The organism is Noviherbaspirillum sp. (assembly GCF_035654295.1).
Taxonomy (GTDB): Bacteria; Pseudomonadota; Gammaproteobacteria; order Burkholderiales; family Burkholderiaceae_D; genus Noviherbaspirillum.
Genome location: NZ_DASRXF010000055.1, coordinates 1 through 24,069, shown reverse-complemented (window position 1 = coordinate 24,069; position 24,069 = coordinate 1). Strand labels below are relative to the sequence as shown.

General features: G+C 62.9%; 30 protein-coding genes and 1 tRNA gene. 16 read left to right on the top strand and 15 right to left on the bottom strand.

The window, feature by feature from the left end; all coding sequences use genetic code 11:
- From VFF99_RS06565 to VFF99_RS06515, 11 genes are all read left to right on the top strand, one after another.
- Positions 1 to 699: tetratricopeptide repeat protein (locus tag VFF99_RS06565; RefSeq protein WP_325016135.1), on the top strand; the 699-nt coding region annotated here is incomplete at its 5' end.
- Positions 696 to 1,301 (top strand): lipoprotein insertase outer membrane protein LolB, encoded by a 606-nt coding sequence (gene lolB / locus VFF99_RS06560; protein WP_325016133.1) that lies wholly within the window; start codon positions 696 to 698, stop codon positions 1,299 to 1,301. The genes VFF99_RS06565 and lolB, both read left to right, overlap by 4 nt.
- Entirely contained in the window at positions 1,286 to 2,158 is an 873-nt protein-coding gene (gene ispE / locus VFF99_RS06555; RefSeq protein WP_325016131.1) for a 4-(cytidine 5'-diphospho)-2-C-methyl-D-erythritol kinase, read from the top strand. Before lolB ends, ispE begins: the two co-directional genes overlap by 16 nt.
- A 54-nt stretch (positions 2,159 to 2,212) precedes the next feature.
- Positions 2,213 to 2,289, top strand: a tRNA-Gln gene (locus VFF99_RS06550).
- A gap of 95 nt (positions 2,290 to 2,384) precedes the next feature.
- The gene (locus tag VFF99_RS06545) at positions 2,385 to 3,335 is read left to right on the top strand and encodes a ribose-phosphate pyrophosphokinase (RefSeq protein ID WP_325016129.1); all 951 of its coding nucleotides are present in this window, start codon (positions 2,385 to 2,387) and stop codon (positions 3,333 to 3,335) included.
- Positions 3,336 to 3,430: 95 nt separating this feature from the next.
- On the top strand, positions 3,431 to 4,033 hold the full coding sequence (locus VFF99_RS06540; RefSeq protein WP_325016127.1) for a 50S ribosomal protein L25/general stress protein Ctc: 603 nt from the start codon (positions 3,431 to 3,433) through the stop codon (positions 4,031 to 4,033).
- Between the two features lie 163 nt (positions 4,034 to 4,196).
- Positions 4,197 to 4,775 carry an aminoacyl-tRNA hydrolase gene (gene pth, locus VFF99_RS06535; protein WP_325016125.1) on the top strand — a complete coding sequence of 193 codons (579 nt, stop codon included), beginning with the start codon at positions 4,197 to 4,199 and terminating at the stop codon, positions 4,773 to 4,775.
- 14 nt (positions 4,776 to 4,789) lie between these two features.
- Positions 4,790 to 5,884, top strand: a complete 1,095-nt coding sequence (locus VFF99_RS06530; protein ID WP_325016123.1) for a patatin-like phospholipase family protein — start codon at positions 4,790 to 4,792, stop codon at positions 5,882 to 5,884.
- A gap of 60 nt (positions 5,885 to 5,944) precedes the next feature.
- Positions 5,945 to 7,036, top strand: coding sequence for a redox-regulated ATPase YchF (ychF, locus tag VFF99_RS06525; RefSeq protein WP_325016122.1), 1,092 nt, complete (start codon positions 5,945 to 5,947; stop codon positions 7,034 to 7,036).
- A gap of 17 nt (positions 7,037 to 7,053) precedes the next feature.
- Positions 7,054 to 7,905: an MOSC domain-containing protein gene (locus VFF99_RS06520; protein WP_325016119.1), complete on the top strand. Its 852-nt coding sequence runs from the start codon at positions 7,054 to 7,056 to the stop codon at positions 7,903 to 7,905.
- A gap of 85 nt (positions 7,906 to 7,990) precedes the next feature.
- The gene (locus tag VFF99_RS06515) at positions 7,991 to 9,085 is read left to right on the top strand and encodes a sensor domain-containing diguanylate cyclase (protein WP_325016117.1); all 1,095 of its coding nucleotides are present in this window, start codon (positions 7,991 to 7,993) and stop codon (positions 9,083 to 9,085) included.
- A 29-nt stretch (positions 9,086 to 9,114) separates the two neighbouring features.
- Here the strand turns inward: VFF99_RS06515 and VFF99_RS06510 are convergent, their stop codons facing one another.
- Genes VFF99_RS06510 through VFF99_RS06490 form a run of 5 tightly spaced genes read right to left on the bottom strand, consistent with a single transcriptional unit; the run spans position 9,115 to position 13,294 of the window.
- Positions 9,115 to 9,375, bottom strand: coding sequence for a YfhL family 4Fe-4S dicluster ferredoxin (locus VFF99_RS06510; protein WP_325016116.1), 261 nt, complete (start codon positions 9,373 to 9,375; stop codon positions 9,115 to 9,117).
- A gap of 29 nt (positions 9,376 to 9,404) precedes the next feature.
- Entirely contained in the window at positions 9,405 to 9,893 is a 489-nt protein-coding gene (gene coaD, locus VFF99_RS06505) for a pantetheine-phosphate adenylyltransferase (RefSeq protein ID WP_325016114.1), read from the bottom strand.
- A 59-nt stretch (positions 9,894 to 9,952) separates the two neighbouring features.
- Positions 9,953 to 10,579, bottom strand: a complete 627-nt coding sequence (gene rsmD / locus VFF99_RS06500) for a 16S rRNA (guanine(966)-N(2))-methyltransferase RsmD (protein ID WP_325016112.1) — start codon at positions 10,577 to 10,579, stop codon at positions 9,953 to 9,955.
- Positions 10,580 to 10,583: 4 nt separating this feature from the next.
- On the bottom strand, positions 10,584 to 11,906 hold the full coding sequence (locus VFF99_RS06495; RefSeq protein ID WP_414691510.1) for a M16 family metallopeptidase: 1,323 nt from the start codon (positions 11,904 to 11,906) through the stop codon (positions 10,584 to 10,586).
- A 17-nt stretch (positions 11,907 to 11,923) separates the two neighbouring features.
- Positions 11,924 to 13,294 carry a pitrilysin family protein gene (locus VFF99_RS06490; protein WP_325016108.1) on the bottom strand — a complete coding sequence of 457 codons (1,371 nt, stop codon included), beginning with the start codon at positions 13,292 to 13,294 and terminating at the stop codon, positions 11,924 to 11,926.
- A gap of 142 nt (positions 13,295 to 13,436) precedes the next feature.
- On the opposite strand from VFF99_RS06490, the gene ftsY reads away from it, so the two are divergent.
- The 4 genes from ftsY (at position 13,437) to rpoH (ending at position 17,475) form a co-directional block, all read left to right on the top strand.
- Positions 13,437 to 14,747 (top strand): signal recognition particle-docking protein FtsY, encoded by a 1,311-nt coding sequence (gene ftsY, locus VFF99_RS06485; RefSeq protein WP_325016106.1) that lies wholly within the window; start codon positions 13,437 to 13,439, stop codon positions 14,745 to 14,747.
- Between the two features lies 1 nt (position 14,748).
- Positions 14,749 to 15,432, top strand: coding sequence for a cell division ATP-binding protein FtsE (locus VFF99_RS06480; RefSeq protein WP_325016105.1), 684 nt, complete (start codon positions 14,749 to 14,751; stop codon positions 15,430 to 15,432).
- The gene (gene ftsX, locus VFF99_RS06475) at positions 15,429 to 16,355 is read left to right on the top strand and encodes a permease-like cell division protein FtsX (protein WP_325016104.1); all 927 of its coding nucleotides are present in this window, start codon (positions 15,429 to 15,431) and stop codon (positions 16,353 to 16,355) included. The genes VFF99_RS06480 and ftsX overlap by 4 nt, the downstream gene beginning before the upstream one ends.
- 220 nt (positions 16,356 to 16,575) lie before the next feature.
- Positions 16,576 to 17,475 (top strand): RNA polymerase sigma factor RpoH, encoded by a 900-nt coding sequence (gene rpoH / locus VFF99_RS06470; RefSeq protein WP_325016102.1) that lies wholly within the window; start codon positions 16,576 to 16,578, stop codon positions 17,473 to 17,475.
- Between the two features lie 60 nt (positions 17,476 to 17,535).
- Here the strand turns inward: rpoH and VFF99_RS06465 are convergent, their stop codons facing one another.
- The 5 genes from VFF99_RS06465 to VFF99_RS06445 are packed head-to-tail and all read right to left on the bottom strand — an operon-like array spanning position 17,536 to position 21,478.
- Positions 17,536 to 18,168: an SCO family protein gene (locus VFF99_RS06465; protein ID WP_414691509.1), complete on the bottom strand. Its 633-nt coding sequence runs from the start codon at positions 18,166 to 18,168 to the stop codon at positions 17,536 to 17,538.
- A 4-nt stretch (positions 18,169 to 18,172) separates the two neighbouring features.
- Positions 18,173 to 19,057: a heme o synthase gene (gene cyoE / locus VFF99_RS06460; RefSeq protein ID WP_325016100.1), complete on the bottom strand. Its 885-nt coding sequence runs from the start codon at positions 19,055 to 19,057 to the stop codon at positions 18,173 to 18,175.
- Between the two features lie 7 nt (positions 19,058 to 19,064).
- Positions 19,065 to 20,177 (bottom strand): COX15/CtaA family protein, encoded by a 1,113-nt coding sequence (locus VFF99_RS06455; RefSeq protein ID WP_325016099.1) that lies wholly within the window; start codon positions 20,175 to 20,177, stop codon positions 19,065 to 19,067.
- 7 nt (positions 20,178 to 20,184) lie between these two features.
- Positions 20,185 to 20,778: a cytochrome C oxidase subunit I gene (locus VFF99_RS06450; protein ID WP_325016097.1), complete on the bottom strand. Its 594-nt coding sequence runs from the start codon at positions 20,776 to 20,778 to the stop codon at positions 20,185 to 20,187.
- Entirely contained in the window at positions 20,753 to 21,478 is a 726-nt protein-coding gene (locus tag VFF99_RS06445; protein ID WP_414691508.1) for an SURF1 family protein, read from the bottom strand. Before VFF99_RS06445 ends, VFF99_RS06450 begins: the two co-directional genes overlap by 26 nt.
- A gap of 60 nt (positions 21,479 to 21,538) precedes the next feature.
- Between VFF99_RS06445 and VFF99_RS06440 the strand changes: the two genes are divergently transcribed.
- Positions 21,539 to 21,739, top strand: a complete 201-nt coding sequence (locus VFF99_RS06440; RefSeq protein ID WP_325016092.1) for a twin transmembrane helix small protein — start codon at positions 21,539 to 21,541, stop codon at positions 21,737 to 21,739.
- A gap of 60 nt (positions 21,740 to 21,799) precedes the next feature.
- Here the strand turns inward: VFF99_RS06440 and VFF99_RS06435 are convergent, their stop codons facing one another.
- From VFF99_RS06435 to VFF99_RS06415, 5 genes are all read right to left on the bottom strand, one after another.
- Positions 21,800 to 22,666 (bottom strand): cytochrome c oxidase subunit 3, encoded by an 867-nt coding sequence (locus tag VFF99_RS06435; RefSeq protein WP_325016090.1) that lies wholly within the window; start codon positions 22,664 to 22,666, stop codon positions 21,800 to 21,802.
- A gap of 23 nt (positions 22,667 to 22,689) precedes the next feature.
- A complete protein-coding gene (locus VFF99_RS06430) occupies positions 22,690 to 22,905 on the bottom strand; it encodes a DUF2970 domain-containing protein (RefSeq protein ID WP_325016088.1) in 216 nt (71 codons plus the stop codon).
- Complete coding sequence (locus VFF99_RS06425) at positions 22,898 to 23,494, bottom strand: cytochrome c oxidase assembly protein (RefSeq protein ID WP_325016086.1); 597 nt, start codon at positions 23,492 to 23,494, stop codon at positions 22,898 to 22,900. The genes VFF99_RS06430 and VFF99_RS06425 overlap by 8 nt, the downstream gene beginning before the upstream one ends.
- A gap of 1 nt (position 23,495) precedes the next feature.
- Positions 23,496 to 23,603, bottom strand: a complete 108-nt coding sequence (locus VFF99_RS06420; RefSeq protein ID WP_325016083.1) for a cytochrome oxidase small assembly protein — start codon at positions 23,601 to 23,603, stop codon at positions 23,496 to 23,498.
- A 39-nt stretch (positions 23,604 to 23,642) separates the two neighbouring features.
- Positions 23,643 to 24,069: cbb3-type cytochrome c oxidase subunit I (locus tag VFF99_RS06415; protein ID WP_325016082.1), on the bottom strand; the 427-nt coding region annotated here is incomplete at its 5' end.

The window sequence follows — 24,069 nt, the reverse complement described above, 5'->3', positions numbered from 1 at the left end:
CTCAAGTGGCTGGCGCAGATCGAGCCCGGCGAAGCCTACCTGAACGCGCAGGTCAAGCGCGCGCAAGTGATCGCCAAGCGCGGCGACATGGCCGGCGCGCGCAAGCTGCTGCGCGAGCTGAGCGTCAGCGGCGACCGCGAGGAAGCCCAGCTGGTCATCGCGGAAGGCCAGCTCCTGCGCGACGCCAACCAGCTGCAGGAAGCGATGAACGTCTTCAAGGCGGGCGTCGCGCGCTTCCCCACCAACACCGACCTGCTCTATGACTACGCGATGGTCGCCGAGAAGAGCGGCCAGTGGGACGTGATGGAATCGGCGCTGCGCAAGATCATGGAACTGGCGCCCAACAACCAGCACGCCTACAACGCGCTCGGTTATTCCCTGGCCGAACGCAACATCCGGCTGCAGGAAGCCCTCGCCCTCGTCGACAAGGCACTGAAACTCGCTCCGGACGATCCCTTCATCATGGACAGCATGGGCTGGGTCCAATTCCGGCTCGGGAACCTCAAGGAAGCCGAAACGCTGCTGCGCCGTGCCTACGACCTGCGCCCCGATGTCGAGATCGCCGCCCATCTGGGCGAAGTCTTGTGGGTGAAAGGCCAGAAGGAAGACGCGCAGCGGCTGTGGCGGGATGCGCAGACCAAGGACCCGCAGAACGACACCCTCAAGAGCACCCTGGCGCGCCTGAACGTCAATCTATGAGTCTTCGCCATGCCAGGGCGCTTGCGCTTGCATTGCCGCTGCTCCTGACCGCCTGCGCGACGGTTCCGCCACCCGCGCCGGGCAACGCGGAAGCCGCCGCAGGCCGCCGCTTCCAGGAGACGATCGATATCGGCGGACGCCTGTCCGTCCGCTATTTCGCTAACGGCAAGGAAGAAGCGCTGCACGGCAGCTTCACCTGGTCGCAGACGCCCGCCCGCACCACCGTCACGCTGCTGTCGCCGCTCGGCCAGGTAATGGCTGTCATCGACGTCGATGCCGAGGGCGCCACGCTGCGCCAAGCCGGGCAGCCGGTGCGCAGCGCGCCGGACGTCGACGCGCTGACCGCCGACACGCTCGGCTGGCCGCTGCCGGTGTCCGGCCTGCGCGACTGGCTGCAGGGATTCGCGCTGGACGCGTCCGGCCGCCGCGTCGCTGCCAGTCCGGCCCATGACCAGGTCACGTCGCGGGACGGCTGGCGCATTCATTACGTCAACTGGCAAGATCCGGAAAACCGCCCGAAACGCATCGACCTCGCACGCAGCACCCAACACGCGGGCGACGTTTCCCTTCGCATCGTCATCGATTCATGGCAAACACGCTGAACAACTGCCCCGCCCCTGCAAAGCTGAACCTTTTCCTGCATGTCACCGGGCGCCGCCCCGACGGCTACCACCTGCTGCAAACCGTCTTCCAGCTTTTGGACCGCGGCGACCTGCTGCATTTCAAGGTGCGTGACGACGGCGAGATTCGGCGGGCGACCGATGTGCCCGGCGTGCCCGAGGATGCGGACCTGGTGGTGCGCGCCGCGCGGCTGTTGCAATCCGCCGCACCGGGGGCACGCAAGCTGGGCGCGGAGATTGCCGTCGAAAAACGGCTCCCGATGGGAGGCGGGCTCGGCGGCGGCTCTTCCGATGCGGCGACAACCCTCATCGCGCTGAACCATTTGTGGCAAACCGGACTGAGCCGCGAGGAACTCATGACGCTCGGCCTCCGGCTCGGCGCCGATGTGCCCTTTTTCATCTTCGGCCGCAACGCCTTCGCTGAAGGCGTGGGCGAGGACCTGGCTGCGGTCGACACCCCGGATTGCTGGTACGTCGTGATCGAACCGGGCGTTTCCGCGCCGACCGCTGCAATTTTTTCCGCTCCGGATTTGACAAGAAGCACAAAGCCGGTCAAAATATCGGACTTTTCCAGCGCATCCAATTGCTTCGGAAAAAACGACCTGCAAGTCGTGGCAACAAGGCTGTTCCCGCCGATTGCTGAAGCCATCGAATGGCTGCAACAATTCGGCGATGCGAGAATGACCGGCTCCGGTGCTTGCGTGTTCTGTGCGTTCGCACAGGAGCACGAAGCGGACGAAGTGCTGAAAGCGGCACAAGAATCCGGACAGTCGCAGTGGAAAGTCTGGAAAGCCAGGGCGATCGAGCGCCACCCGCTCTCGCACTTGCTGGACTCGTAGACAGAATTCGTTTGACGTTGCTTTATTTTGGTAACGCCAGACAACAGGTTGTGTAGGGGAATCGCCAAGCTGGTTAAGGCACCGGATTTTGATTCCGGCATTCCAAGGTTCGAATCCTTGTTCCCCTGCCATTAAATACAAGAAGAACCGAAAGCCGCCAACGCGAGACACCCTGTCATGCCTTGGCGGCTTTTCATCCTTTTAACCCGCTCACTTTAGGTGTCCCATGGCGCTTGAAAACCTGATGGTCTTTACCGGCAACGCAAACCCGGAGCTGGCCGCAGGAGTGGTCAAGCATCTCGGCATCCCCCTTGGCAAGGCTGTCGTCTCGAAATTCTCCGACGGCGAAGTCATGGTGGAGATCAACGAGAACGTCCGCGGCAAGGATGTTTTCGTGCTGCAGTCGACCTGCGCACCGACCAACGACAACCTGATGGAAATCATGTTGATGGTCGATGCCCTCAAGCGCGCGTCCGCAGGCCGCATCACCGCCGCCATCCCCTATTTCGGTTACGCCCGCCAGGATCGCCGTCCGCGTTCGGCGCGCGTGGCAATTTCGGCGAAAGTCGTCGCCAACATGCTGCAGCAAGCCGGTGTTGACCGCGTGCTGATCATGGACTTGCACGCAGACCAGATCCAGGGCTTCTTCGACATTCCGGTGGATAACATCTATGCATCCCCGATCCTGCTGTCGGACCTGATCAAGAAGGATTACGACGACCTGCTGGTCGTCTCGCCGGACGTCGGCGGCGTGGTGCGCGCACGTGCGCTGGCCAAGCGCCTGAACTGCGACCTGGCGATCATCGACAAGCGCCGTCCGAAGGCCAACGTGTCCGAAGTCATGCACATCATCGGCGAAGTCGAAGGCCGCAACTGCGTGATCATGGACGACATGGTCGACACCGCAGGCACGCTGACCAAGGCTGCCGAAGTGCTGAAGGAGCGCGGCGCCAAGAAGGTTGTCGCCTACTGTACGCACCCGGTGCTGTCCGGCCCGGCCATCGAGCGCATCGCGACTTCTCCGCTGGACGAACTGGTCGTCACCGACACCATTCCGCTGACGGGCGAAGCCAGGACCTGCACCAAGATCCGCCAGCTGACCGCCGCGGACCTGCTGGCCGAGACCTTCAAGCGCATCACCAAGGGCGATTCGGTCAGCTCCCTGTTCGTCGACTAAATCGATTTTCCCTTTCGCCCTCGGGCGAAAGGTTTTCACGCTCCCTGGTCGCGGGGAGCAGATCGCAAGCCAGCCTTGCACTTTTGGAGCTAAAAATGAAAGTAATCGCATTCCCACGCAAAGAGCAGGGGTCCGGAGCGAGCCGCCGCCTGCGCAATGCGGGTCAGACGCCGGCCATCATCTATGGCGGCACCGCTGAGCCGGTCGCCATTGCACTGGACCACAACGCGCTGTTCCACGCACTGAAGAAGGAAGCCTTCCATTCGTCGATCCTCGACATGGAAATCGAAGGCAAGGTCGAAAAGGTCCTGCTGCGCGACTTCCAGATGCACGCATTCAAGCAGCTCGTGCTGCACGCTGACTTCCAGCGCGTCGACCAGAACAAGAAGATCCACGTCAAGGTGCCGCTGCACTTCGTGAACGCTGAAATCTCCCCGGCAGTGAAGCTGGGCGGTGCGATCATCAGCCACGTCATGAACGAACTCGACGTCAACTGCCTGCCGGGCGACCTGCCGGAATTCGTCGAAGTCGACCTGTCCAAGGTTGAAGCCGGCGCGTCCGTGCACCTGGCCGACATCACCCTGCCCAAGGGCGTGACCGCTGTCACGAACGACAACCCGACCATCGCCACCGCCTCCGTGCCGGCCGGTCAGGTTTCCGCCGACGACGCAGCTGCTGGCGAAGAAGAGAAGAAGTAATCGGTATTTGACCGGTACTCATTGCCGCATCGAGAACCCCGCCCGCGTGGCGGGGTTTTTGTTTTGCGGCGCCGGATTGGACGGGAAACCGCCACTTCCCCGATAATCATTTCTTTTCCGCGCACTCCCCCGCGCGTTCCCATTAACGGACATCGGTACACGCATGCCCATCCGCCTCATCGTCGGCCTCGGCAATCCGGGCCCTGAATATGAACAAACGCGCCACAACGCGGGCTTCTGGCTGGTCGACAGCCTCGCCGGCGGCCGGCTCGCGCGCGAATCCAAATACAACGCGCTGGCGGCCAAGACCGTCATCGCGGGTCAGGAAGTCTGGCTCCTGGAGCCGCAGACCTACATGAACCGATCCGGCCAGTCGGTCGGCGCGCTTGCCCGCTTCTACAAGATCGCACCCGAAGACGTCCTCGTCGTGCACGACGAGCTCGACCTCGAGCCGGGCGTCGCAAAGATCAAGAAAGGCGGCTCCTCCGGCGGGCACAACGGCCTCAAGGACATCACGGCCGCGCTGGGCACCCAGGATTACTGGCGGCTGCGCATCGGCATCGGCCACCCGCGCACCATGAACCTGCAGCAGCCGGTCGTGGACTTCGTCCTGCATCGCCCGCGCAAGGAAGAGCAGGCGCTCATCAATGATGCGATCGACAAGAGCCTGGATGTGATCCCGATGCTCTGCGAAGGCAAGTTCGAGGCAGCGATGATGAAGCTGCATTCGACCGCGAAATGAGCGGCCGCCCGCGAATGAAAGCGCTGGCCATCCATGCCGGCCCCAAGGCGCTGGCCCACATCCGCGAGCACGGACTGCGCGCGCAGGATGTCGCTATCATCCCGGCCGCGGCCGGCGGCCCGAAGGGACTGATCTTCCAGAAGATGGACCAATGGCTGTTCGGCAGCTGGCTGCCTTCGGCGCCGCGCGAGCGCACGCTGATCGGCGCCTCCATCGGCGCGTGGCGCATGGCGGCGGCCTGCCAGCAAGACCCGGTGGAAGCGTTCCGCAAGCTCGGCGACCTGTATTGCGAACAGTGCTACCCCCGCAAGCCGACACCGCGTTACGTGACCGAATCCTGTGAGCGTTTTCTCGCGGAGTTCATCACCGGGCAGGAAGAGTACGTGACGGCGCATCCGCATTACCGCCTGCAGATTCTGGTGTCGCGCGGCCGCAGGCTGCTCAAGGCGCCGAAACGCAATCTTGCCGTCACTACCGGCTTCGGCCTGGCGGTGCTCGGCAACCTCGTGTCGCGCTCGCAGCTGGCCAACCACCTTTCGCGTTTCGTGTTCGGCGACGAGCGCGACCCCGCATTCTGGCTGAAAGCGAAATTCGACGCCTTTGACACCCAGTTCACCGCGCTCTCCCCCGACAACCTCGGCAGCGCGCTGCTGGCATCGGGCACCCTGCCCTTCATCATGGAACCGGTGCGCAACATCCCCGGCGCGCCGGACGGCACCTACTGGGACGGCGGCGTGATCGACTATCACCTCGCGCTCCCCTATTCCAGGGTCGCCGGCAATCCGGAGGGCGGTCTCGTCCTCTATCCGCACTTCGGCGAACATATCGTTCCCGGCTGGCTCGACAAGTCGCTGCCGTGGCGGCGCGCGAACTTCGGCCGCCAAAGCGACTGGCTGGACAACGTCATCCTCCTGTCGCCCTCGCGTGCCTTCCTGCAAACATTAACGCGCAGCAAACTTCCGGACCGGAACGACTTCCTGTATTACGGCGAAAAGAATGATTTCCGCATCCTCAACTGGAAGCTCGCCATCAGCGAAGGCGCGCGCCTGCGGGACGAGCTGGCGGAGTTTGTCGAGAATCCCGATCCGTCGCGCATTCAACCCATCTGACCGCTGCCCTCGCTACGGTAAAATAGCGGGTTAATTCATACACTTAGCGAAGCACACACCATGAGTCTCAAATGCGGCATCGTCGGCCTGCCTAACGTCGGCAAATCCACTCTCTTCAACGCGCTGACCAAGGCCGGCATCGCGGCGGAAAATTATCCCTTCTGCACCATTGAGCCGAACGTCGGCATCGTCGAGGTGCCGGACCAGCGCCTGAAGGCGCTCGCCGAGATCGTCAAGCCCGAGCGCATCGTTCCCGCGGTCGTGGAATTCGTCGACATCGCCGGCCTGGTGGCCGGTGCGTCCAAGGGCGAAGGCCTGGGCAACCAGTTCCTGGCGCACATCCGCGAGACCGATGCGATCGTCAACGTCGTGCGCTGCTTCGAAGACCCGAACGTCGTGCACGTGGCCGGCAAGGTGAGCCCGCTGGACGACATCGCGGTCATCCAGACCGAGCTGGCGCTGGCCGACCTCGGCACCGTCGAAAAGACGGCCCAGCGCGAAGGCAAGAAAGCCAAGGCCGGCGACAAGGAAGCGATCAAGCTGGTCGCCCTGCTGGAACGCATCATCCCGCACCTCAACGAAGCAAAGCCGGTGCGCGCGCTCGGCCTCGACGCCGAGGAATTGGCGCTGATCAAGCCGCTGTGCCTGATCACGGCCAAGCCGGCAATGTATGTGGCCAACGTGGCCGAGAACGGCTTCAGCAACAATCCGCTGCTCGACCAGCTGAGCGCCTATGCGCAGGAGCAGAACGCGCCCATCGTCGCCATCTGCGCCGCCATCGAAGCGGAAATCGCCGACCTCGAAGAGGAAGACAAGGGTGCCTTCCTGGCCGACATGGGCATGGAAGAACCCGGCCTGAACCGCCTCATCCGCGCCGGCTTCACGCTGCTCGGCCTGCAGACCTACTTCACCGCGGGCGTGAAGGAAGTGCGCGCCTGGACGGTGCCGGTGGGTGCCACCGCCCCGCAGGCCGCCGGCGTGATCCACACCGATTTCGAACGCGGCTTCATTCGCGCGCAAACGATTTCCTTCGACGACTTCATCGCCTACAAGGGCGAGCAGGGTGCGAAGGAAGCCGGCAAGATGCGCGCCGAAGGCAAGGAATACATCGTCAAGGATGGCGATGTGCTGAACTTCCTGTTCAACGTCTAACCAACCTGCGACGCAGCATGCCTATCCTGACCGAACTGAACCTGTATCCGATCAAATCCTGCGCCGGCATCTCGCTGCGCGAAGCGACGCTCACCAGCGCCGGGCTGATGGTCGAGCACATCTACGACCGTGAATGGATGGTGGTGGATGAGAAGGGCGAGTTCCTGACCCAGCGCACCCATCCGAAGCTGGCGCTGGTCACGCCGCGCATCAAGGCCGACACGCTCGAACTGCGCGCGCCCGGCATGCTGCGCCTCGAGGTTCCGCTCGGCCTGCCCGATCCGGAGGAGGCGAAGACGCTGCAGGTGCGTGTGTGGGAAGACACGGTAGAGGCCTACGACTGCGACGAAACGACGGCGGCGTGGTTCACCAACTTCCTCGGCACGCCCTGCCGCCTTGCGCGCTTCCATGCCAATGCGAAGCGCCTCGCGAGCAACAAGTGGACCGGTGAGGTTGAAGCGCCGACGCTGTTTGCCGACGCCTTCCCGCTGCTGGTGATCGCCGAAGCTTCGCTCGCCGACCTCAACGCCAAGCTGAAGGCGCAAGGCCGGGAAGCACTGCCGATGAACCGCTTCCGCCCGAACATCGTGATCGGCGGGATCGAGGCATTCGAGGAAGATTTCGCCGCGTCTTTTCGCATCGGCGATGCCGTGCTAAAGCCGGTCAAGCCTTGCGCGCGCTGCAATGTGCCGTCCGTCGATCAATCGACCGGCGTGCCGGGCCCCGACCCGCTTGACATCTTGCAAAGCTATCGCGCCAATCCGAAGCTCGACGGCGCCCTCACCTTCGGCATGAACACCATCGTCCTCGAAGGCGAAGGGCAGGTGCTGCGCGTCGGCCAGGAAATCGGTGTCGAACTCGCATTCTGACGTGGACACCCGGCCCGCAGTTGCGGGCCGTGGTTGCCGCATGTAGTATTTTCCGGACGCATAGACTTCGTTCGGGGCCTCCATCATGTCGCATGATCTGGCGCGGGAAAATCGGCAATTGCGCGAACAGCTCGCGCAGTTGATCGCCAACGCGCAGAAAAACCAGGAGATCCTGCAACGCCATCAGCGCCTCGATCTCCAGCTCATCTCGGCCGACACTTTCCAGGCGCTGTCCGAAACCCTGTTCACGACCTTTCCGCAGACTGCAGGACTGGATGTCGTGACGCTGTGCCTCCTCGACGCGCAATACGACATCCGCCGCATCCTCGTCCAGCTCGAGATGAACCTGTCGGAGATGCCGCGGCTGCTGTTCATGCAAGACGAAGCGGAGTTCGGCGAGCTGGCCGGACGGCTGTCGAAACCGGTGCTGGGCCCTTACAGCGAAGAACGGTTCGGCATGCTCTACCCCGAGCCGCTGACGCCGCCGTCGAGCGCCGCCGTCGTCCCCCTGCTGCGCCACACCCGCCTGATCGGCACGCTGAACCTCGGCAGCAACGATCCCTCGCGCTTCCAGCCAAACATGAGCACGGATTTCATCGAGCATATGGCCAGCATCGTCGCCATTTGCGTGGAGAACGTGATCAACAACGAGCGCCTCAAGCATATCGGCCTGACCGATCCGCTGACCGGGGTGAATAACCGGCGCTACATCGAACGCCGGCTGCTGGAAGAAATCGGCCGCAGCCGGCGGCAAGGCACGCCGCTGTCATGCATGTACATGGACATCGACCACTTCAAGCAGATCAACGACCGCATCGGTCACCAGGCGGGCGACGAAGTCTTGCGCGGCGTGGCCGGGCGTGTGAAAGCGGAACTGCGGCTGAGCGATTCGCTCGGCCGCTTCGGCGGCGAAGAGTTCGTCGTGCTGCTGACGGACACGGAGCCGGAAGACGCCGTCAATGTGGCGGAACGCATCCGCCTGAGCATCGCGGAGCAGCCGCTGGTGCTGTCAAGCGGACAAAAGCTCGATGTGACGATCTCGGTGGGGGTGGCGGCGCTCCCGCCGGCAGCAAGCGACGATGCGGCGGAAGCGTCAGCGCGGCAGCTGGTGGCACGCGCCGACCACGCGCTCTACGAAGCCAAGGCGCGCGGAAGGAACCGGGTGGTTTGGGAAGCCTGAGGCTAAGGTCTGAGGCTAAGGCCTGACGTTCAGACCTGCTCTTTTTCAGCCTGCAGCCGTTCGTACTTGGCCTGCAGCTCTTCCCTGGTCTCGCGCCAGGCGGGATTGAAGGGGATGCAATCGACCGGGCAGACCTGCTGGCACTGCGGCTCGTTGTAATGGCCGACACACTCGGTGCATTTATTGGGATCGATCTCGTAAACCACCGGACCCATCGAAATCGCGTCGTTCGGGCACTCGGGCTCGCACACGTCGCAATTGATGCATTCGTCCGTAATCATCAAAGCCATGACAACCTCACACCTGCTTTCTGCAATGCCTACTTGCTGCCTGCAGCGAGCTTTTCCTTGAGCCAGCGCTCGACGGAAGGGAAAACGAATTTGGAGACATCGCCGCCCAGCGTGGCGATTTCACGGACGATGGTGCCGGAAATGAACTGGTACTGGTCGGACGGGGTCAGGAACAGGGTTTCGACATCGGGCAACAGGTAGCGGTTCATGCCCGCCATCTGAAACTCGTACTCGAAGTCGGAAACGGCGCGCAGGCCGCGCACGATCACCCGCGCATCATTGGCCCGCACGAAGTCCTTGAGCAGGCCGGAAAAGCTCTCGACCTGGACATTCGGATAATGCCCGAGCACCTCGTTGGCGATCGACAGGCGCTCGTCCAGCGAAAAAAAGGGACGCTTGGCCTTGCTGTCGGCGACACCCACGACCAGCTTGTCGAACAGGCCCGACGCGCGGCGCACCAAATCCTCGTGCCCCCGCGTGAGCGGATCGAACGTTCCTGGGTATACAGCTGTAACCATCGGGGGCTCCCTGCCTAAGAGAAAGTTTCCGGAACGCGCATTATGCCTCAAATTCCGCTCTAGGCATTGCGCTGCAGCAAGTGGTAAAAAACCATCCCGGCTTTGTCCGCGCGGACCACTTTCCAGCCTTCCATCCACGCCGGCGGCGCTTCGCCGTCAAGCGGCACTTCAGCTTCAGCATATACCATGCCGCCTTCGGTCAATAGCCGTGCGCAATGCGGCAGTATTTTTACCAGCCAGTCCCGATGGTAGGGCGGGTCGAGAAAGACAAGGCTGAATCCCTGCGGCGCATTGGACGCGAGCGCGGCGGCCGCGGCCAGTGCGTCGCCGCGGCGGACGTCGACGTTGTCAGCCTTCAGTTTCTCCCGTGTGGCCTCGAGCTGCCTCACGGCGGCAGCATTGTCCTCCACCATCACGACCCGCGCCGCGCCGCGGCTGGCCGCTTCAAAGCCGAGGGCGCCGGTGCCGGCGAACAGGTCGAGGCAGCTCACCTGTTCCCACGCGCCGTCGAGCAGGTGGTTGAGCCAGTTGAACACCGTTTCACGCACCCGGTCCGGTGTGGGGCGCAGGCCTTCGGCATCGAGCACGGCCAGCGGCGTGCGCTTCCATTGTCCGCCGATGATGCGGACTTGCTGCGGCGGCCGGCGGGCCGGGCTTGCGGATTTCCTGGGGCGGTTTCTTTGCATGGCGCTATTTTGCATTGCCGACGATCACGGTGGACATCCGGTCGAGCGCAACCTTGCGCTGGAAGGCCGCCTTCACGTCGGCGATGGTCACCTTCTCCACCTTGGCGGTCCAGGTGTCGAGGTAATCGAGCGGCAGGTTGTAAAAACCGATGGCGGCGATGTTGTCGAGGATCTTCCGGTTGTTATCGATGCGCAGCGCAAACCCGCCGATCAGGTTGTCCTTCGCCGCCTTCAGCTCCTGCGGCGTCGGGCCGTTGCGCAGGAAGTCGGCGATGGTGCTGCGCACGACCTTGAGTGCCTCGTCGGTCTGTTCCTTTTGCGTCTGCAGGCCCGCCTGGAAGGGACCGGGCTGGGCCATCGGATTGAAATAGCTGTAGACGCTGTAGGACAGGCCGCGCTTTTCGCGCACTTCATGCGTCAGGCGCGACACGAAGCCGCCGCCGCCGAGGGTGTAGTTCCCGACCAGCAGCGGGAAGTAGTCCGGCTCGCCGCGCACCACTGCCGGCAGTCCCAGCAGGATATGCGCCTGGGTCGCCGGATGGGCGATGCGTTCCTCGGACGGCGCCGGCACCTCCACGGCGGGCATGGCAGGCAGGGGCGCGCCCTGCGGCAGGCGTGCCGTCAACTGCCGGGCGATGGAATCGGCATCGTCGCGCGTGATGTCGCCGATCATCGCGATCACCGCGCGGTTGGCGACATAGTGCGTATTGTGGAAGGCAACCAGGTCGTCGCGGGTGATCGACGCGACCGATGCCTCCGTCGGGGACTGCGAGTACGGATGCGAACCGTACAGCAGCCGCCAGAAGGCCTTGCCGGCGATGGACTCCGGCTTGGTCTCGTCTTCCTTGATCGCGGCGATGGTGCGCGCCTTGTCGCGCTCCAGGAGGTTTTCGGGGAAGCTCGGATGCGCAAGGATGCGCGACAGCAGGCTCACCGACGCGTCGCGCTCGGCACGGCTGGAAAGCGTGCGCAGGCTGGCGCCGGCCCGGTCGCCGCCGGCGCCCCCGCCCCGCTGCGCGGCGACGTCGGCAATTGCGTCGGAAATCTGTGCCTCGCTCATCTCCGGTTCCGCGTAGGGCGTGGTCGTTGCGCGCAGTCCGCGGGCCAGCATGGCGTTGGTCAGTTCGGCGGTACCGGACTTGCCTTGCGGGTCGCGCCGCGATCCGGCGTCGAACTCAACACTGATGTCGAGGATGGGAATCGAATGATTCTCGACAAAGAGCACGCGGGCGCCGTTGGCCAGCGTCCAGGACTGGATCTTCAGCGCGGCGCTAGCCGTGCCGATGCCCGCAAAGGTGAGCAGGAATGCAAAGAGTATGCGTGTCATCATGTTCCTTCCCGCCATCAGTGCCGCAAGCCCTTGGGCGCGGCCGGCGCTTTTTTCTCGGAGAGCGGCAGGGGCACGAGCGTGGCCACGGTCAACGCATCGTCGCCGAAGTATTTCTTCGCGACGGCCTGCACCTGCGCGGCGGTCACCTCCTTGAGCTTCTCGATGATGCGGTCGATCTTGGTGTGCGAAATGCCCGACATCTCCATCGTGCCGATTTCCATCGCCTGGCCGAAGATCGAGTCGCGCTTGTAGATCTGGCCGGCGATGAGCTGAGTCTTCACGCGCTTCAGTTCCTGTTCGGAAATACCTTCGTTGGCGATGCGTTCCACCTCGGCGCGCAGCAGTTTTTCGAGCTGCTCGGTGGTCGTGCCGGCGGCAGGCGTGCCATCGAGCAGGAACAGGACCGGCCCGCGGGCAATATTGGAATAGCCGGCGCCGGCGGAATTGGCGACGCGGTCGGTGCGCACCAGCTTGGCGTTCAGGCGGGCATTGTCGTAGCCGTCAAGGATGGCGGCGAGCACGTCGAGCGCGTGGGATTCGTCATCCTTCTCCACGTCGCGCAGGGCGGGCACCTTGAATGCAAGAACCACGTACGGATTCTCGGCCGGCGCCTTGACGGTCACGCGGCGGATGCCGCGCTGCGGCGGCTCTTCCTGCGGCCTGGTGGCCGGCACGGCCTTGCGCGGAATCTTGCCGAAATGCTTTTCGGCCAAGGCGAACACCTGCTTCGCTTCGACGTCGCCGGTGACCACCATCACCGCATTGTTCGGCGCATACCAGCGCTCGTACCAAGTCTTGGCATCCTGCACCGTCATGCTCAGCAAGTCGCTCATCCAGCCCGCGATCGGATGGTGATACGGATGCGCCATGAAGGCGGTTGCATTGAGCGCTTCGTACACGAGCGGGATCGGCTGGTCTTCCGTGCGCCAGCGGCGCTCCTCCATCACCACGCGGATTTCGCGGGAGAACTCTTCCTTGTCCAGCACCAGGTTGGCCATGCGGTCAGCTTCCAGCGCCATGACGTTTTCCAGCTTCGACTTTTCGATCTGCTGGAAATAGCCGGTGTAATCCTTGCTCGTGAATGCATTCTCGCGCCCGCCCAGCGCCGCCACGCGCTGGCTGAACTCGCCGGGTTTCAGCGTCTTGGTGCCCTTGAACATCATGTGTTCCAGCGCGTGGGCGACGCCGGTCACGCCATTGTGCTCATCCATCGAGCCGGCCTTGTACCAGACCATGTGTGCGACGGTCGGGGCGCGATGGTCTTCCTTGACGATAATTTTCATGCCGTTCTTCAACATGAACTCCTGCGCGAGCTCGGCATGCGATGCGGAAGGCAGGAAGCCCAGCATCCACGCGGACAGCAATAAGGCGATCCGGAATTTCATAATCTCCGCTCTGATAAAATAGAGGACTGTTTGAAGCGGTGGCAAAGCAAGGATGACGCCACCCGTAAAATGAGGTTCCGATTGTATCTTCTTTCTGCAGCGACGCTTTGCGCGCGCGGAACCGCCAACTCCCCCTGCTCCGATGTTTAGTTTCTTCAAGAAAAAACCGAAAGATACGCCTGCGCCGCCGCCAGAGACCGCGCCCGAAGCAGCCGCGGCGCAGCCCGCATCCGCTCCTGCCGAGCCTGCCGCCCCCGCCGCTCCTGCCGGGCCTGCAGCGCCGCAAAAATCGTCCTGGCTGAACCTGTTCAAAAGGGAAACGGTGCCCGCACCCGCGCCGGAGCCCGCTGCGGAAATTGCGCCGGGGCCGGTCGAGCCTCCCGCTCCCGCGCCGCTAACTGCGCCCGCACCTGTGCCTGTCCCGGCACCTGCACCTGCACCTGCGCCTGAACCGGCGCCCGCGCCTGCGCCCGTGCTCGCTCCGGTGCCTGCTCCCGAGCCGGAGGAAGAGCCGGAAGGCGAAATCGTGCCGGCCGAACCTCCACCTCCCGAAAAGAAGCAATCCTGGATGCAGCGCCTGAAGGCCGGCCTCTCCAAGACCTCGACCAACCTGACCACCCTGTTCGTCGGCGCCAAGATCGACGACGAGCTTTACGAGGAACTGGAATCGGCCCTGCTCGTGTCGGATGCCGGCGTGGAAGCGACGCAATTCCTCCTCGATGCGCTCAAGAAGAAGGTCAAGAGCGAGAAGCTGACCGAGGCCGCACAGGTGAAGGCCGCACTGCGCACCCTGTTGATCGAGATGCTCGCGCCGCTGCAGAAGCCGATGGTCCTCGGCCGCGAACAGCCGCTCGTAATGATGATTGCCGGCGTCAACGGCGCGGGCAAGACCACCACCATCGGCAAGCTGGCCAAGCACATGCAGGCGCATCAACAGTCGGTCCTGCTGGCCGCCGGCGACACCTTCCGCGCCGCGGCGCGCGAGCAGCTGACGATCTGGGGCCAGCGCAACAATGTCACCGTCATCGCCCAGGAATCGGGCGACCCGGCCGCCGTCGCCTTCGATGCCGTGCAATCGGCACGGGCAAGGAACATGGATGTCGTGATGGTCGACACCGCCGGCCGCCTTCCGACGCAGCTGCACCTGATGGAAGAGCTGAAGAAGATCAAGCGGGTGATCGGCAAGGGCATGGCGAATGCGCCGCACGAAATCCTGCTGGTCATCGACGGCAACACCGGCCAGAACGCGCTGGCACAGGTGAAAGCCTTCGACGACGCCCTGCAGCTGACAGGCCTGGTGATCACCAAGCTGGACGGCACCGCAAAGGGCGGCGTGCTGGCCGCGATCGCCAAGACCCGCCCGGTGCCGGTGTACTTCATCGGCGTGGGCGAGACGATCGAAGACCTGCAGCCCTTCAATGCGGAAGAATTCGTCGACGCGCTGCTGAGCTGACATGATCGAATTCCGGCACGTTTCCAAGCAATACGGGCGCAGCTCCGCGGCGCTCGCGGACATCAACCTGACGATCGACAAGGGCGAGCTGGTCTACCTGTCCGGGCCTTCGGGCGCCGGCAAGTCCACCCTGCTCAAGATGATCGCGGTGATGGAACGCCCGACTTCGGGAACGGTGTCGGTCAACGGCCAGGATGTCGGCCGCCTCAATGCCTCCGGCCTCCCCTACCTGCGGCGCAATCTCGGCCTGATCCTGCAGCCGCAATGCCTGCTCAACGACCGCAGCGTGCTGGCCAACGTCATGCTGCCCCTGCTGGTCGTCGGCACCGGGAAGGCCGATGCGGAAAAACGCGCGCGGGCCGCGCTCGACAAGGTCGGCCTGCTGGACAAGGCGGCATCCGACCCGATGGCACTCTCCGGTGGCGAGCAGCAGCGCGTGGCGATCGCGCGGGCGATCGTCAACCGGCCGCAAATCATCCTTGCCGATGAACCGACTGCGAACCTCGACCGTGCCAGCGCCCGGAAGGTAATGGACGCGCTGAAGGCATTCCATGGCGTCGGCGTCACCTGCATCATTGCCACCCACGACGAAAGCATCCTGGCCAGCGCGCCGCGCGTGGTCTACCTGGAGCGCGGACGCCTGGCCGAGGGCCCGGTGCAGGATTCCTTGCAGGGGGCGGCATGATCGTCTGGCTCAGGCAGCATGGACTCGCGCTGGCCGGCGCTTTCCGGCATCTGCTGCGCTCGCCCGGAAGCTTTTCGCTCAATGTGATCGTTGTCGCAATTGCACTTGCCCTGCCCTTCGCCGGCCTCACACTGCTGGAAAACGTGCGGCCGGTGTCGGAACAGCTGGCGGTGGAACCGGAAATCAGCGTGTTCATGGCCATGGACACGCCGCGCGAGCGGACGACAGCGCTGGCGGAGCAGATCCGGCGGATCGTGCAGGACTCGGGTAATGCCGGAAAACTGGAATTCATTCCGCGCGAGCACGCGCTCAGCCTGTTGAAAAACAAGACAGGCCTGGACGATGCGATCACCGCCCTGGGCGAAAATCCGCTTCCCGACGGTTACGTGCTGAAACTCTCCGGCGTGCGCACGGCGTCGGACGCGGCAAAAGTAGAATCGCTCGCGGCGCAACTCAAATCGCTTCCCGGTGTCGAATACGTCCAGATCGATTCAGCGTGGGTGAAACGCCTGGCGGCGCTGATGCATGTGCTGCGGCTGGCATTGCTGTTCCTCGCCGCGACGCTCGGTGTGGTGGTGGTTGCAGTCATCTTCAATACCATCCGCCTGCAGGTGATGACCCAGCGGGACGAGATCGAGGTGTGCCGGATGTTTGGCGCGACCGACTCGTATATCTACCGGCCGTTCTATTACACCGGCGCCTTGCTGGGGCTGTGCGCGGGAGCGGCTGCCCTGGGTGCGGTGGCAATTGCCCTGCACCCGCTCAACGATGCCATTGCCGACTTCGCCCGGCTGTATGCCTCCGAATTCCGCCTGGCGCCGCTTGGCTTGCCCGCGACAGTTGCCATGCTCGCAACCAGTGCCGGCCTTGGCCTCATGGGAGCCTTGCTTTCGGTGAGACGGCACCTGGCCCGCCTGGCCTGATCCGGACCCGCTCTTTCCTGCAACATTTTGATTATTCACAACTTTTCCCGGTTCAACTGGTCTAGAGTTGCTTGAATATATGAAAACATCGGCCGGAATAGACGTTCGCTATCCAGGACGTTGAAAATGGCCATTAGCACTCGCATCCCGAGAGTGCTAATATACTGACGATGCCGGTGCCCCATGTTGGGGAGGAAACACCGGAAGGCAAGGAGAAACGATGAAAGCAACTTCTACACAAACCGCATTGGTTCCGATGGGAAGTCATGCCCTCACGCTCGGATTTCCGGGCACGCTGGGCAACATCGAAGCGTACATCTCGTCCGTCAACCGCATTCCGATGCTGACGCCCGAGGAAGAAACGTCGCTTGCCCGTCGCTTGCGTGATGATGGCGATCTCGCCGCTGCGCAGAAACTGGTGATGTCGCACCTGCGACTGGTTGTGTCGATTGCTCGCGGCTATCTCGGCTACGGACTGCCGCATGCCGACCTGATCCAGGAAGGCAACATCGGCCTGATGAAGGCCGTCAAGCGCTTCGATCCGGACCAGGGCGTGCGCCTGGTGTCCTATGCGATGCACTGGATCAAGGCCGAGATCCACGAGTACATCCTGAAGAACTGGCGCCTGGTGAAGATCGCCACGACGAAAGCACAGCGCAAGCTGTTCTTCAACCTGCGCAGCCACAAGGAAACCCTGGACGCGATGTCGCCCGCGCAAGTCGACGACCTGGCCAGGACGCTCAACGTCAAGCGCGAGGAAGTCATCGAAATGGAAACCCGCATGTCGGGCCATGACATCGCCCTCGATGCACCGAGCGACGACGAGGACGACAAGTTCGCCCCGATCGCGTATCTCTCGTCCGACGTGGCCGAGCCGACGAAGGCGCTGGAAGCGAAGCAGTACGATCGCCTGCAGTCGGAAGGTCTGGAAGCGGCGCTCGAGAAGCTCGATCCGCGCTCCCGCCGCATCGTGGAAGCGCGCTGGCTGTCCAGCGACGACGGGTCCGGCGCGACGCTGCATGAACTGGCTGACGAGTTCGGCGTATCTGCCGAACGCATCCGCCAGATCGAAAGCGCTGCGCTCAAGAAGATGAAAGGCACGCTCGCGGCCTACGTCTGATTCCCATCTCAGCCAAAAGGAAAAGGCGCCCTCGGGCGCCTTTTCTTTTCCGTGCTTTCTCTACGAGAGCAACAGCTTGAGATCGTGGGCAATCGGGTCCGGCCCCTGCCCGTGGCGGACAAAGAGGCGCAGGCGTCCCTGCGGATCGAAGATGTAGCTGCCGGCCGTGTGGTCCATGGTATAGCTCCCGGCTTCCTTGCCCGGCGCCTTCTGGTAAAACACCCGGAATTCCTTCGCCATCTTTTCGGTTGCCGCCTTGTCGCCGACCAGGCCGAGGAAGCGGGGGTCGAACGCCGGCACGTATTTCGACAAGAGTTCGGGCGTGTCGCGCTCCGGGTCGACCGTCACGAACAGGACCTGCACCTTGTCCGAGAGCGGACCCAGCTTTTGCATGACGTTGGCCATTTCCGTCATCGTTGTCGGGCACACATCGGGGCATTGCGTGTAGCCGAAAAACACGACCACTGCCTTGCCCTTGAAATCGGCCAGCGTGCGCATCTTGCCGGAATGGTCCGGCATCGCGAAGTCCTTGCCGTAGTCGAGCCCGGTGACGTCGGTATTCTTGAACTGGGATTGTGCGGGCGACAGCATCATTTGCACGCCTTGCCCATTGTTCCTGTCGCAGGCGCCGAGCAGCATGCTTGCGCAAACGAGTGCGAACGCGGCGGCACACCTGGAAGTATTGAATCGCATGATCTTAAAGCTTGATGTAATGGTCGACCAGCAGCGCGGCGAACAGCAGCGACAGATAGATGATCGAGTAGGCGAATGTCTTGCGCGCAATGAGGTCGGTGTAATGCCGGTAGACCTGCCATGCGTACCAGAGGAAGATCCCGCCGAGCACGATGGCGCTGGCGAGGTAGATCAGGCCGCTCATCTGCACGGCGAACGGCAGCATCGTGGTCGCCACGAGGATGATGGTGTAGAGCCAGATGTGGAACTGCGTGAACTGGATGCCGTGCGTCACCGGCAGCATCGGCAGGCCGGACTTGGCATAGTCGTCGCGGCGGTACAGCGCCAGTGCCCAGAAGTGCGGCGGCGTCCAGACGAAAATGATCAGAACCAGGATCCATGCCTCCATCGGCACGTCGTTGGCGACGGCAGCCCATCCCAGTGCCGGCGGCATCGCGCCGGACAGTCCGCCGATCACGATGTTCTGCGGCGTCGCCGGCTTGAGCAGCATCGTGTAGATCACCGCGTAACCGACGAAAGTCGCGAAGGTCAGCCACATGGTGAGCGGGTTGACGAAGTTGAACAGCACCCACATCCCGGCGCCGCCGATGACCCCGGAGAAGACCAGCGTCTGCGACACGGTCAGTTCGCCGCGCGCCATCGGGCGGCGTGCGGTGCGCGCCATGCGCGCATCGATTTCACGCTCGACCAGGCAGTTCACCGCGAACGCGGCGCCGGCGAGCAGCCAGATGCCGATGGTGCCGGCGACGACGACGCGCCAGTCGGGCAAGTCGGGCGATGCGAGGAACATGCCGATGACCGCGCAGAACACCGCGAGCTGGGTGACGCGCGGCTTGGTGAGCGCCCAGTACTGGGAGAAGCGGTTGGATTGGATGGTCAGTGTAGTCACGAGCACCTCAAGCAGCAGAAAGCCGGGTTGCGGCCCGATTCGACGCGGCTTGCGACGGAATCCTGGCCAGGAAGTTTAACATGGTGAGCAAAAGCACGAGGACCGCTGCGCCGCCGTTGTGGACCACGGCGAGGGCAAGCGGCCATTTCAGGAAAACGGTCGACATGCCGGTCAGGAATTGCACGCACACGGCTGCGAGAAGCCATGTTCCGACACGCTCGATCCCGGCGATTTTTCTTGCACGCAGCCCAAGCCAGGCGACGTAGGCAACAATGACGAAGGCAAACATGCGATGCACCCAATGGATGGCCGTCAGCGCCGGGAACGGCAGGTATTCGCCGTCGGCCGTCATCCCGAGCTCGCGCCACAGGGTGAATCCGTTGGCGAAGTCCATGGTCGGCACGGCCTCGCCGTGGCAGAGCGGGAAATCGAGGCAGGCAAGCGCCGCATAGTTCGTGCTGACCCAGCCGCCGAGCGCAATCTGGACGAACAGCAGGCCCAGCGCGGCCGCCGCGGGCAGGCGCAGGGACAGGGCGCCGTGGGCTACCGGCAAGTGCCGGTTCTGGCGCGTTCCCAGCCATGCGAGCAGCATGAGCAGACCCATTCCGAGCAACAGGTGGATGGTGACGATGACGGGCTGCAGCTTCATGGTCACCGTCCATGCACCGAACGCGCCCTGGACGCACACGAACAGGAGCAGGAAAGTCGGCAGCCAGGGCGCGACGGTATTGTCCTGGCGCTTCGATTTCAGCCACAGCCGCCATGCAATTGCCATGATCGCGATGATGAGCACGCCCACGCCCATCGCCAGGTAGCGGTGGATCATTTCGATCCAGGCCTTCATCACGGTGACCGGGCCATCCGGCATCGCCGCCTCGGCGGCGCTGATGTGCGCATGCGCCTGGATCGGGTTGGCGTGGCCGTAGCAACCCGGCCAGTCCGGACATCCGAGGCCAGAATCGGTGAGGCGGGTAAAGGCGCCGAACATGATCAGGTCGAAGGTCAGGAAGGCCGTCACCCAGACCAGCTTCCGGTATTTGTTGGTGTCGCTGGACACCCAGACCACCGTCAGCGGAATCAAGGCCGCCAGCACGCCCATGATCGCAAGTTGGATCAGCATCGGTGCATCATCCTATGCGCGAAGCCTTCAGCAGCTTCGAAATGTCTTTCTTCATCTTGTTGGGATCGGCGTCCTTGGGGAAGCGCATCATCAGGTTGCCCAGGGGGTCGATCATGTAAATGTGGTCTGCCGGCAGCGTTCCTGTTTCAGCGGGCAGCCACGCCTGCACCGCTTCCGGCTTTGCGCGCAGCATCCGCATGCCGTCGTATTCGCGCATCAACACGGTCTCCAGCGGCTTGTCATCGGTGACCAGCCAGACGCGCTCGATGCGGTCCATGTCCTTGCCCTGCGCAAGCCGCAACTGCCGCATGTCGTGCAGGCGCTTGCGGCACGGGTCCTGGCAATCGGCCTCGCCGACCTGCAGCATGATCCATTTGCCCTTGTAATCGTTGAGCGCGGCCGGCTTGCCGTCGATCGAGACGGTGGCGAGCGCAGGCGGGATCGGATGCGCGCGCGGGTCGATCAAGGCGCCGTAGTTGGTGCGTCCCTCCGGCTTGATCACATAGTAGCTGAGGTAAGAGGCGATCAGCGGGGAAGCGCAGATGGCGATCACCGCAAACAGCTTCCAGCGTCCCTTACGCTGTTGGTCGTTCTTTTCCACGTCGAAATCCTGTTGCTACGAAAAATATCATTGCGGTGGCGGCGAGGGCATACCACTGGAATGCGTAGCCCTGGTGCTTTTCCACGCCTGCGGAAGGACGCGGCCAGTCGCGCACGAGGCCATCCTGTGTGTCGCTCGATTGCTCAAGCACGAAAGGCTGCATGTCCAGCCCGGCGGCCCTGCCGAATTCCTGCACATCGATGTTCTGCACAATGGCGCCGCGCTTGAGGGGCACCGCCTCGCCGAGCTGCAGAATGTTGCCCGGCGTGCGGCGGGCAACGCCTTCGAGCTCCACGGTACCGGCCGGTGCGGACACCGGCGGAACCCTGGTCCTGTCCGCAACGTCCCGCTTCGCCCAGCCGCGGGCCACCAGTACATGTATGTCCGATCCCGCGATTTTCATCGGCGTCAGGACATAAAAGCCCGCTGCGCCTTTGTATGGCCGGTTATCGAGATATACGGTCCACTCAGGCACAAATTCACCGCGCACCTTCAGCCGCCGGAATTCCACATCTTCCGGTGCCTGCTTCACGCTGCCGAGCAGCGCCGGTGTTTCCACCTCGCGCGCCTGCTGCCTTGCCTCGACGGCCAGCTTTTCCGCCGCCCGCCGTGTCTGCCACTGGCCCAGTGAAATGCCGATCGCCGCGGCGGTCAGTGCCGCGATGAAAGGAATCCATCGGAACCGGAATTTCATTGGCATTACAATGTCTCTTTATTCAACACCCTGCAGGAACCTCAGCTCCTCCGGCAGCATCATCACATGAAAACCCTTGTCGCCATCGCCTTCATCCTGATCCTGGCCAGTCTCGGCTCCGCGCTCGTCTTCCTGATGCGCGACAAGGGCAAGAGCAATCGTACCGTGAAAGCCCTCGCCTTCCGCGTGGGCTTCTCGATTGCCCTTTTCATCCTGATCCTCGTCGCCTACAGCCAGGGCTGGATCGAGCCTACCGGCATTCGCTGATACACCGCTAAAGAGAAAAAGCCGCACCGAGGTGCGGCTTTTGTTTTTTGCATGCGTCGATTACAGCCAGTACACGATGACGTACAGGCCGAGCCACACGACGTCGACGAAGTGCCAGTACCATGCGGCGCCTTCGAAGGCGAAGTGATGTTCCGGGGTGAAGTGGCCCTTCATCACGCGGTACAGCACGACGGCCAGCATGATGGCGCCCATGGTCACGTGGAAGCCGTGGAAGCCGGTCAGCATGTAGAAGGTCGAGCCGTAGATACCCGAGGTCAGCTTCAGGTTCAGGTCGCTGTAGGCGTGTGCATACTCATAAGCCTGGAAGCCCATGAACACCGCGCCCAGGACGATCGTGGCGAACAGCCAGAATGCGGTCTGGCCGCGATGGCCGGCGCGCAGTGCGTGGTGCGAGATGGTCAGGGTAACGCCGGATGTCAGCAGCAGCGCAGTGTTGATGGTCGGAATCCAGAACGGGCCCATCTTCGCATACGGCTCGACAATGCCTCCCGGCGAATTGCCCCACTGCGCGCTGAAGTCGGGCCAGATCAGCTTGTGGTCGATGTCCGCCAGCCAGGGCATGGTCACGCTGCGTGCGTAGAACAGTGCGCCGAAGAAAGCGGCGAAGAACATGACTTCCGAGAAGATGAACCAGCTCATGCTCCAGCGGTAGGACGTATCGATGCGATTGCTGTACAGGCCGCCTTCGGACTCGGCGATCGCATCGCCGAACCACTTGTACAGCACCACGATCAACGCGAGGATGCCGACGATGTTGGCCACCGGTCCCCAGCTGATGCCGTTCACCCAGGCGGAAGCACCGGCCATGGTGACGAGCAGCGATGCACCTGCCAGAACCGGCCACCTGGAAGGTCCCGGAACGAAATAGTAGGGTGCGCTACCTTGTTGATGAGAAGCCATCTCCATCTCCCAATACAAATTTTAGATAATTACTTTCCGACGACACTCTTCACGATGAGCAACAGCGTCGCGATAAAAATCAGGGCGCCGATCAGGCCGGCGATGATTACATGCACCGGATTGAGCTGTTGCGCATCTTTCTCGTACTCGCTCTTCTTTCTGACCCCGAAAAACGACCAGAACACCGCCTTCATCGTCGCCCCGAAGGACGCCTTGCGCCGGGCCGCCTTTTCCAGGTCATCCATTCGAATTGCCTTGCACTGCCGCCTGCTTCTTGCCCGGGCCCGCGACCTCGAAGAACGTATACGACAAGGTGATCGTCTTCACATCCTTCGGCAGCGCCGGATCGATGAAGAACACGACCGGCATCTGTTTCGCCTCATTCGGACCGAGGGTCTGCTGCTTGAAGCAGAAACACTCCATCTTCTTGAAGTGCGCGGATGCCTGTTGCGGCGCGTAGCTGGGAATCGCCTGGGCATCGATTGCGCGCGCCTGCGTATTCACCACTTCATACACCACCTGCGCCATCTCGCCGGGATGCACCTGCATGCTGGAGACCGTCGGACGGAAACGCCACGGACCCTGCGCAGTTGCATCGAACTCGATCGTGATGGTGCGGCTCTTGTCGACCTGCGTGTTCTTGATGTCGCCGACCATCGAGTCCTTCGGCGTCAACAGGTTGACCCCGGTGATCTCGCAAATCATCTTGTAGACCGGCACCAGCGCGTAACCGAAGCCGAACATCATGACTGCCACGACCAGCAGCTTGGTGAGCATCTGCTTGTTCAGCATGCCCGTCTTCGCTGCCGCGCCGTTGTGTTCCTTTTGTTCCATCTCAGCTGAACCACAAACGTTTCACAAACAGGCCCAGGGCAAACATCAGTGCCACGGACGCCAGGATCAATGCGGTCTTCAGATTGTTCGGTTTCTTCGGGTCAGACATACGCGGAACCGGCGGGCTCGCGCCCGCCAGTCAGGTTACTTACTTCACGGTCGGCGGCACTTCGAAGGTATGGAAGGGTGCCGGGCTCGGCACGGTCCACTCCAGGCCTTCAGCGCCATCCCACGGCTTGTCGGCCGCCTTCTGACCGCCCTTGATGGACGGAAGGACAACGGCGAACAGGAAATACACCTGCATCAGGCCGAAGCCGAAGGCACCGATCGACGCGATCATGTTGAAGTCGGTGAACTGCGCCGGGTAGTCCGCATAGCGGCGCGGCATGCCGGCAAGGCCGAGGAAGTGCATCGGGAAGAACGTGATGTTGAAGGTGATCAGCGAACCCCAGAAGTGGATCTTGCCGCGGGTTTCGTTGTACATGAAACCCGTCCACTTCGGACCCCAGTAGTAGAAACCGGCGAACAGCGCGAACAGCGAGCCGGCCACCAGCACGTAGTGGAAGTGCGCCACC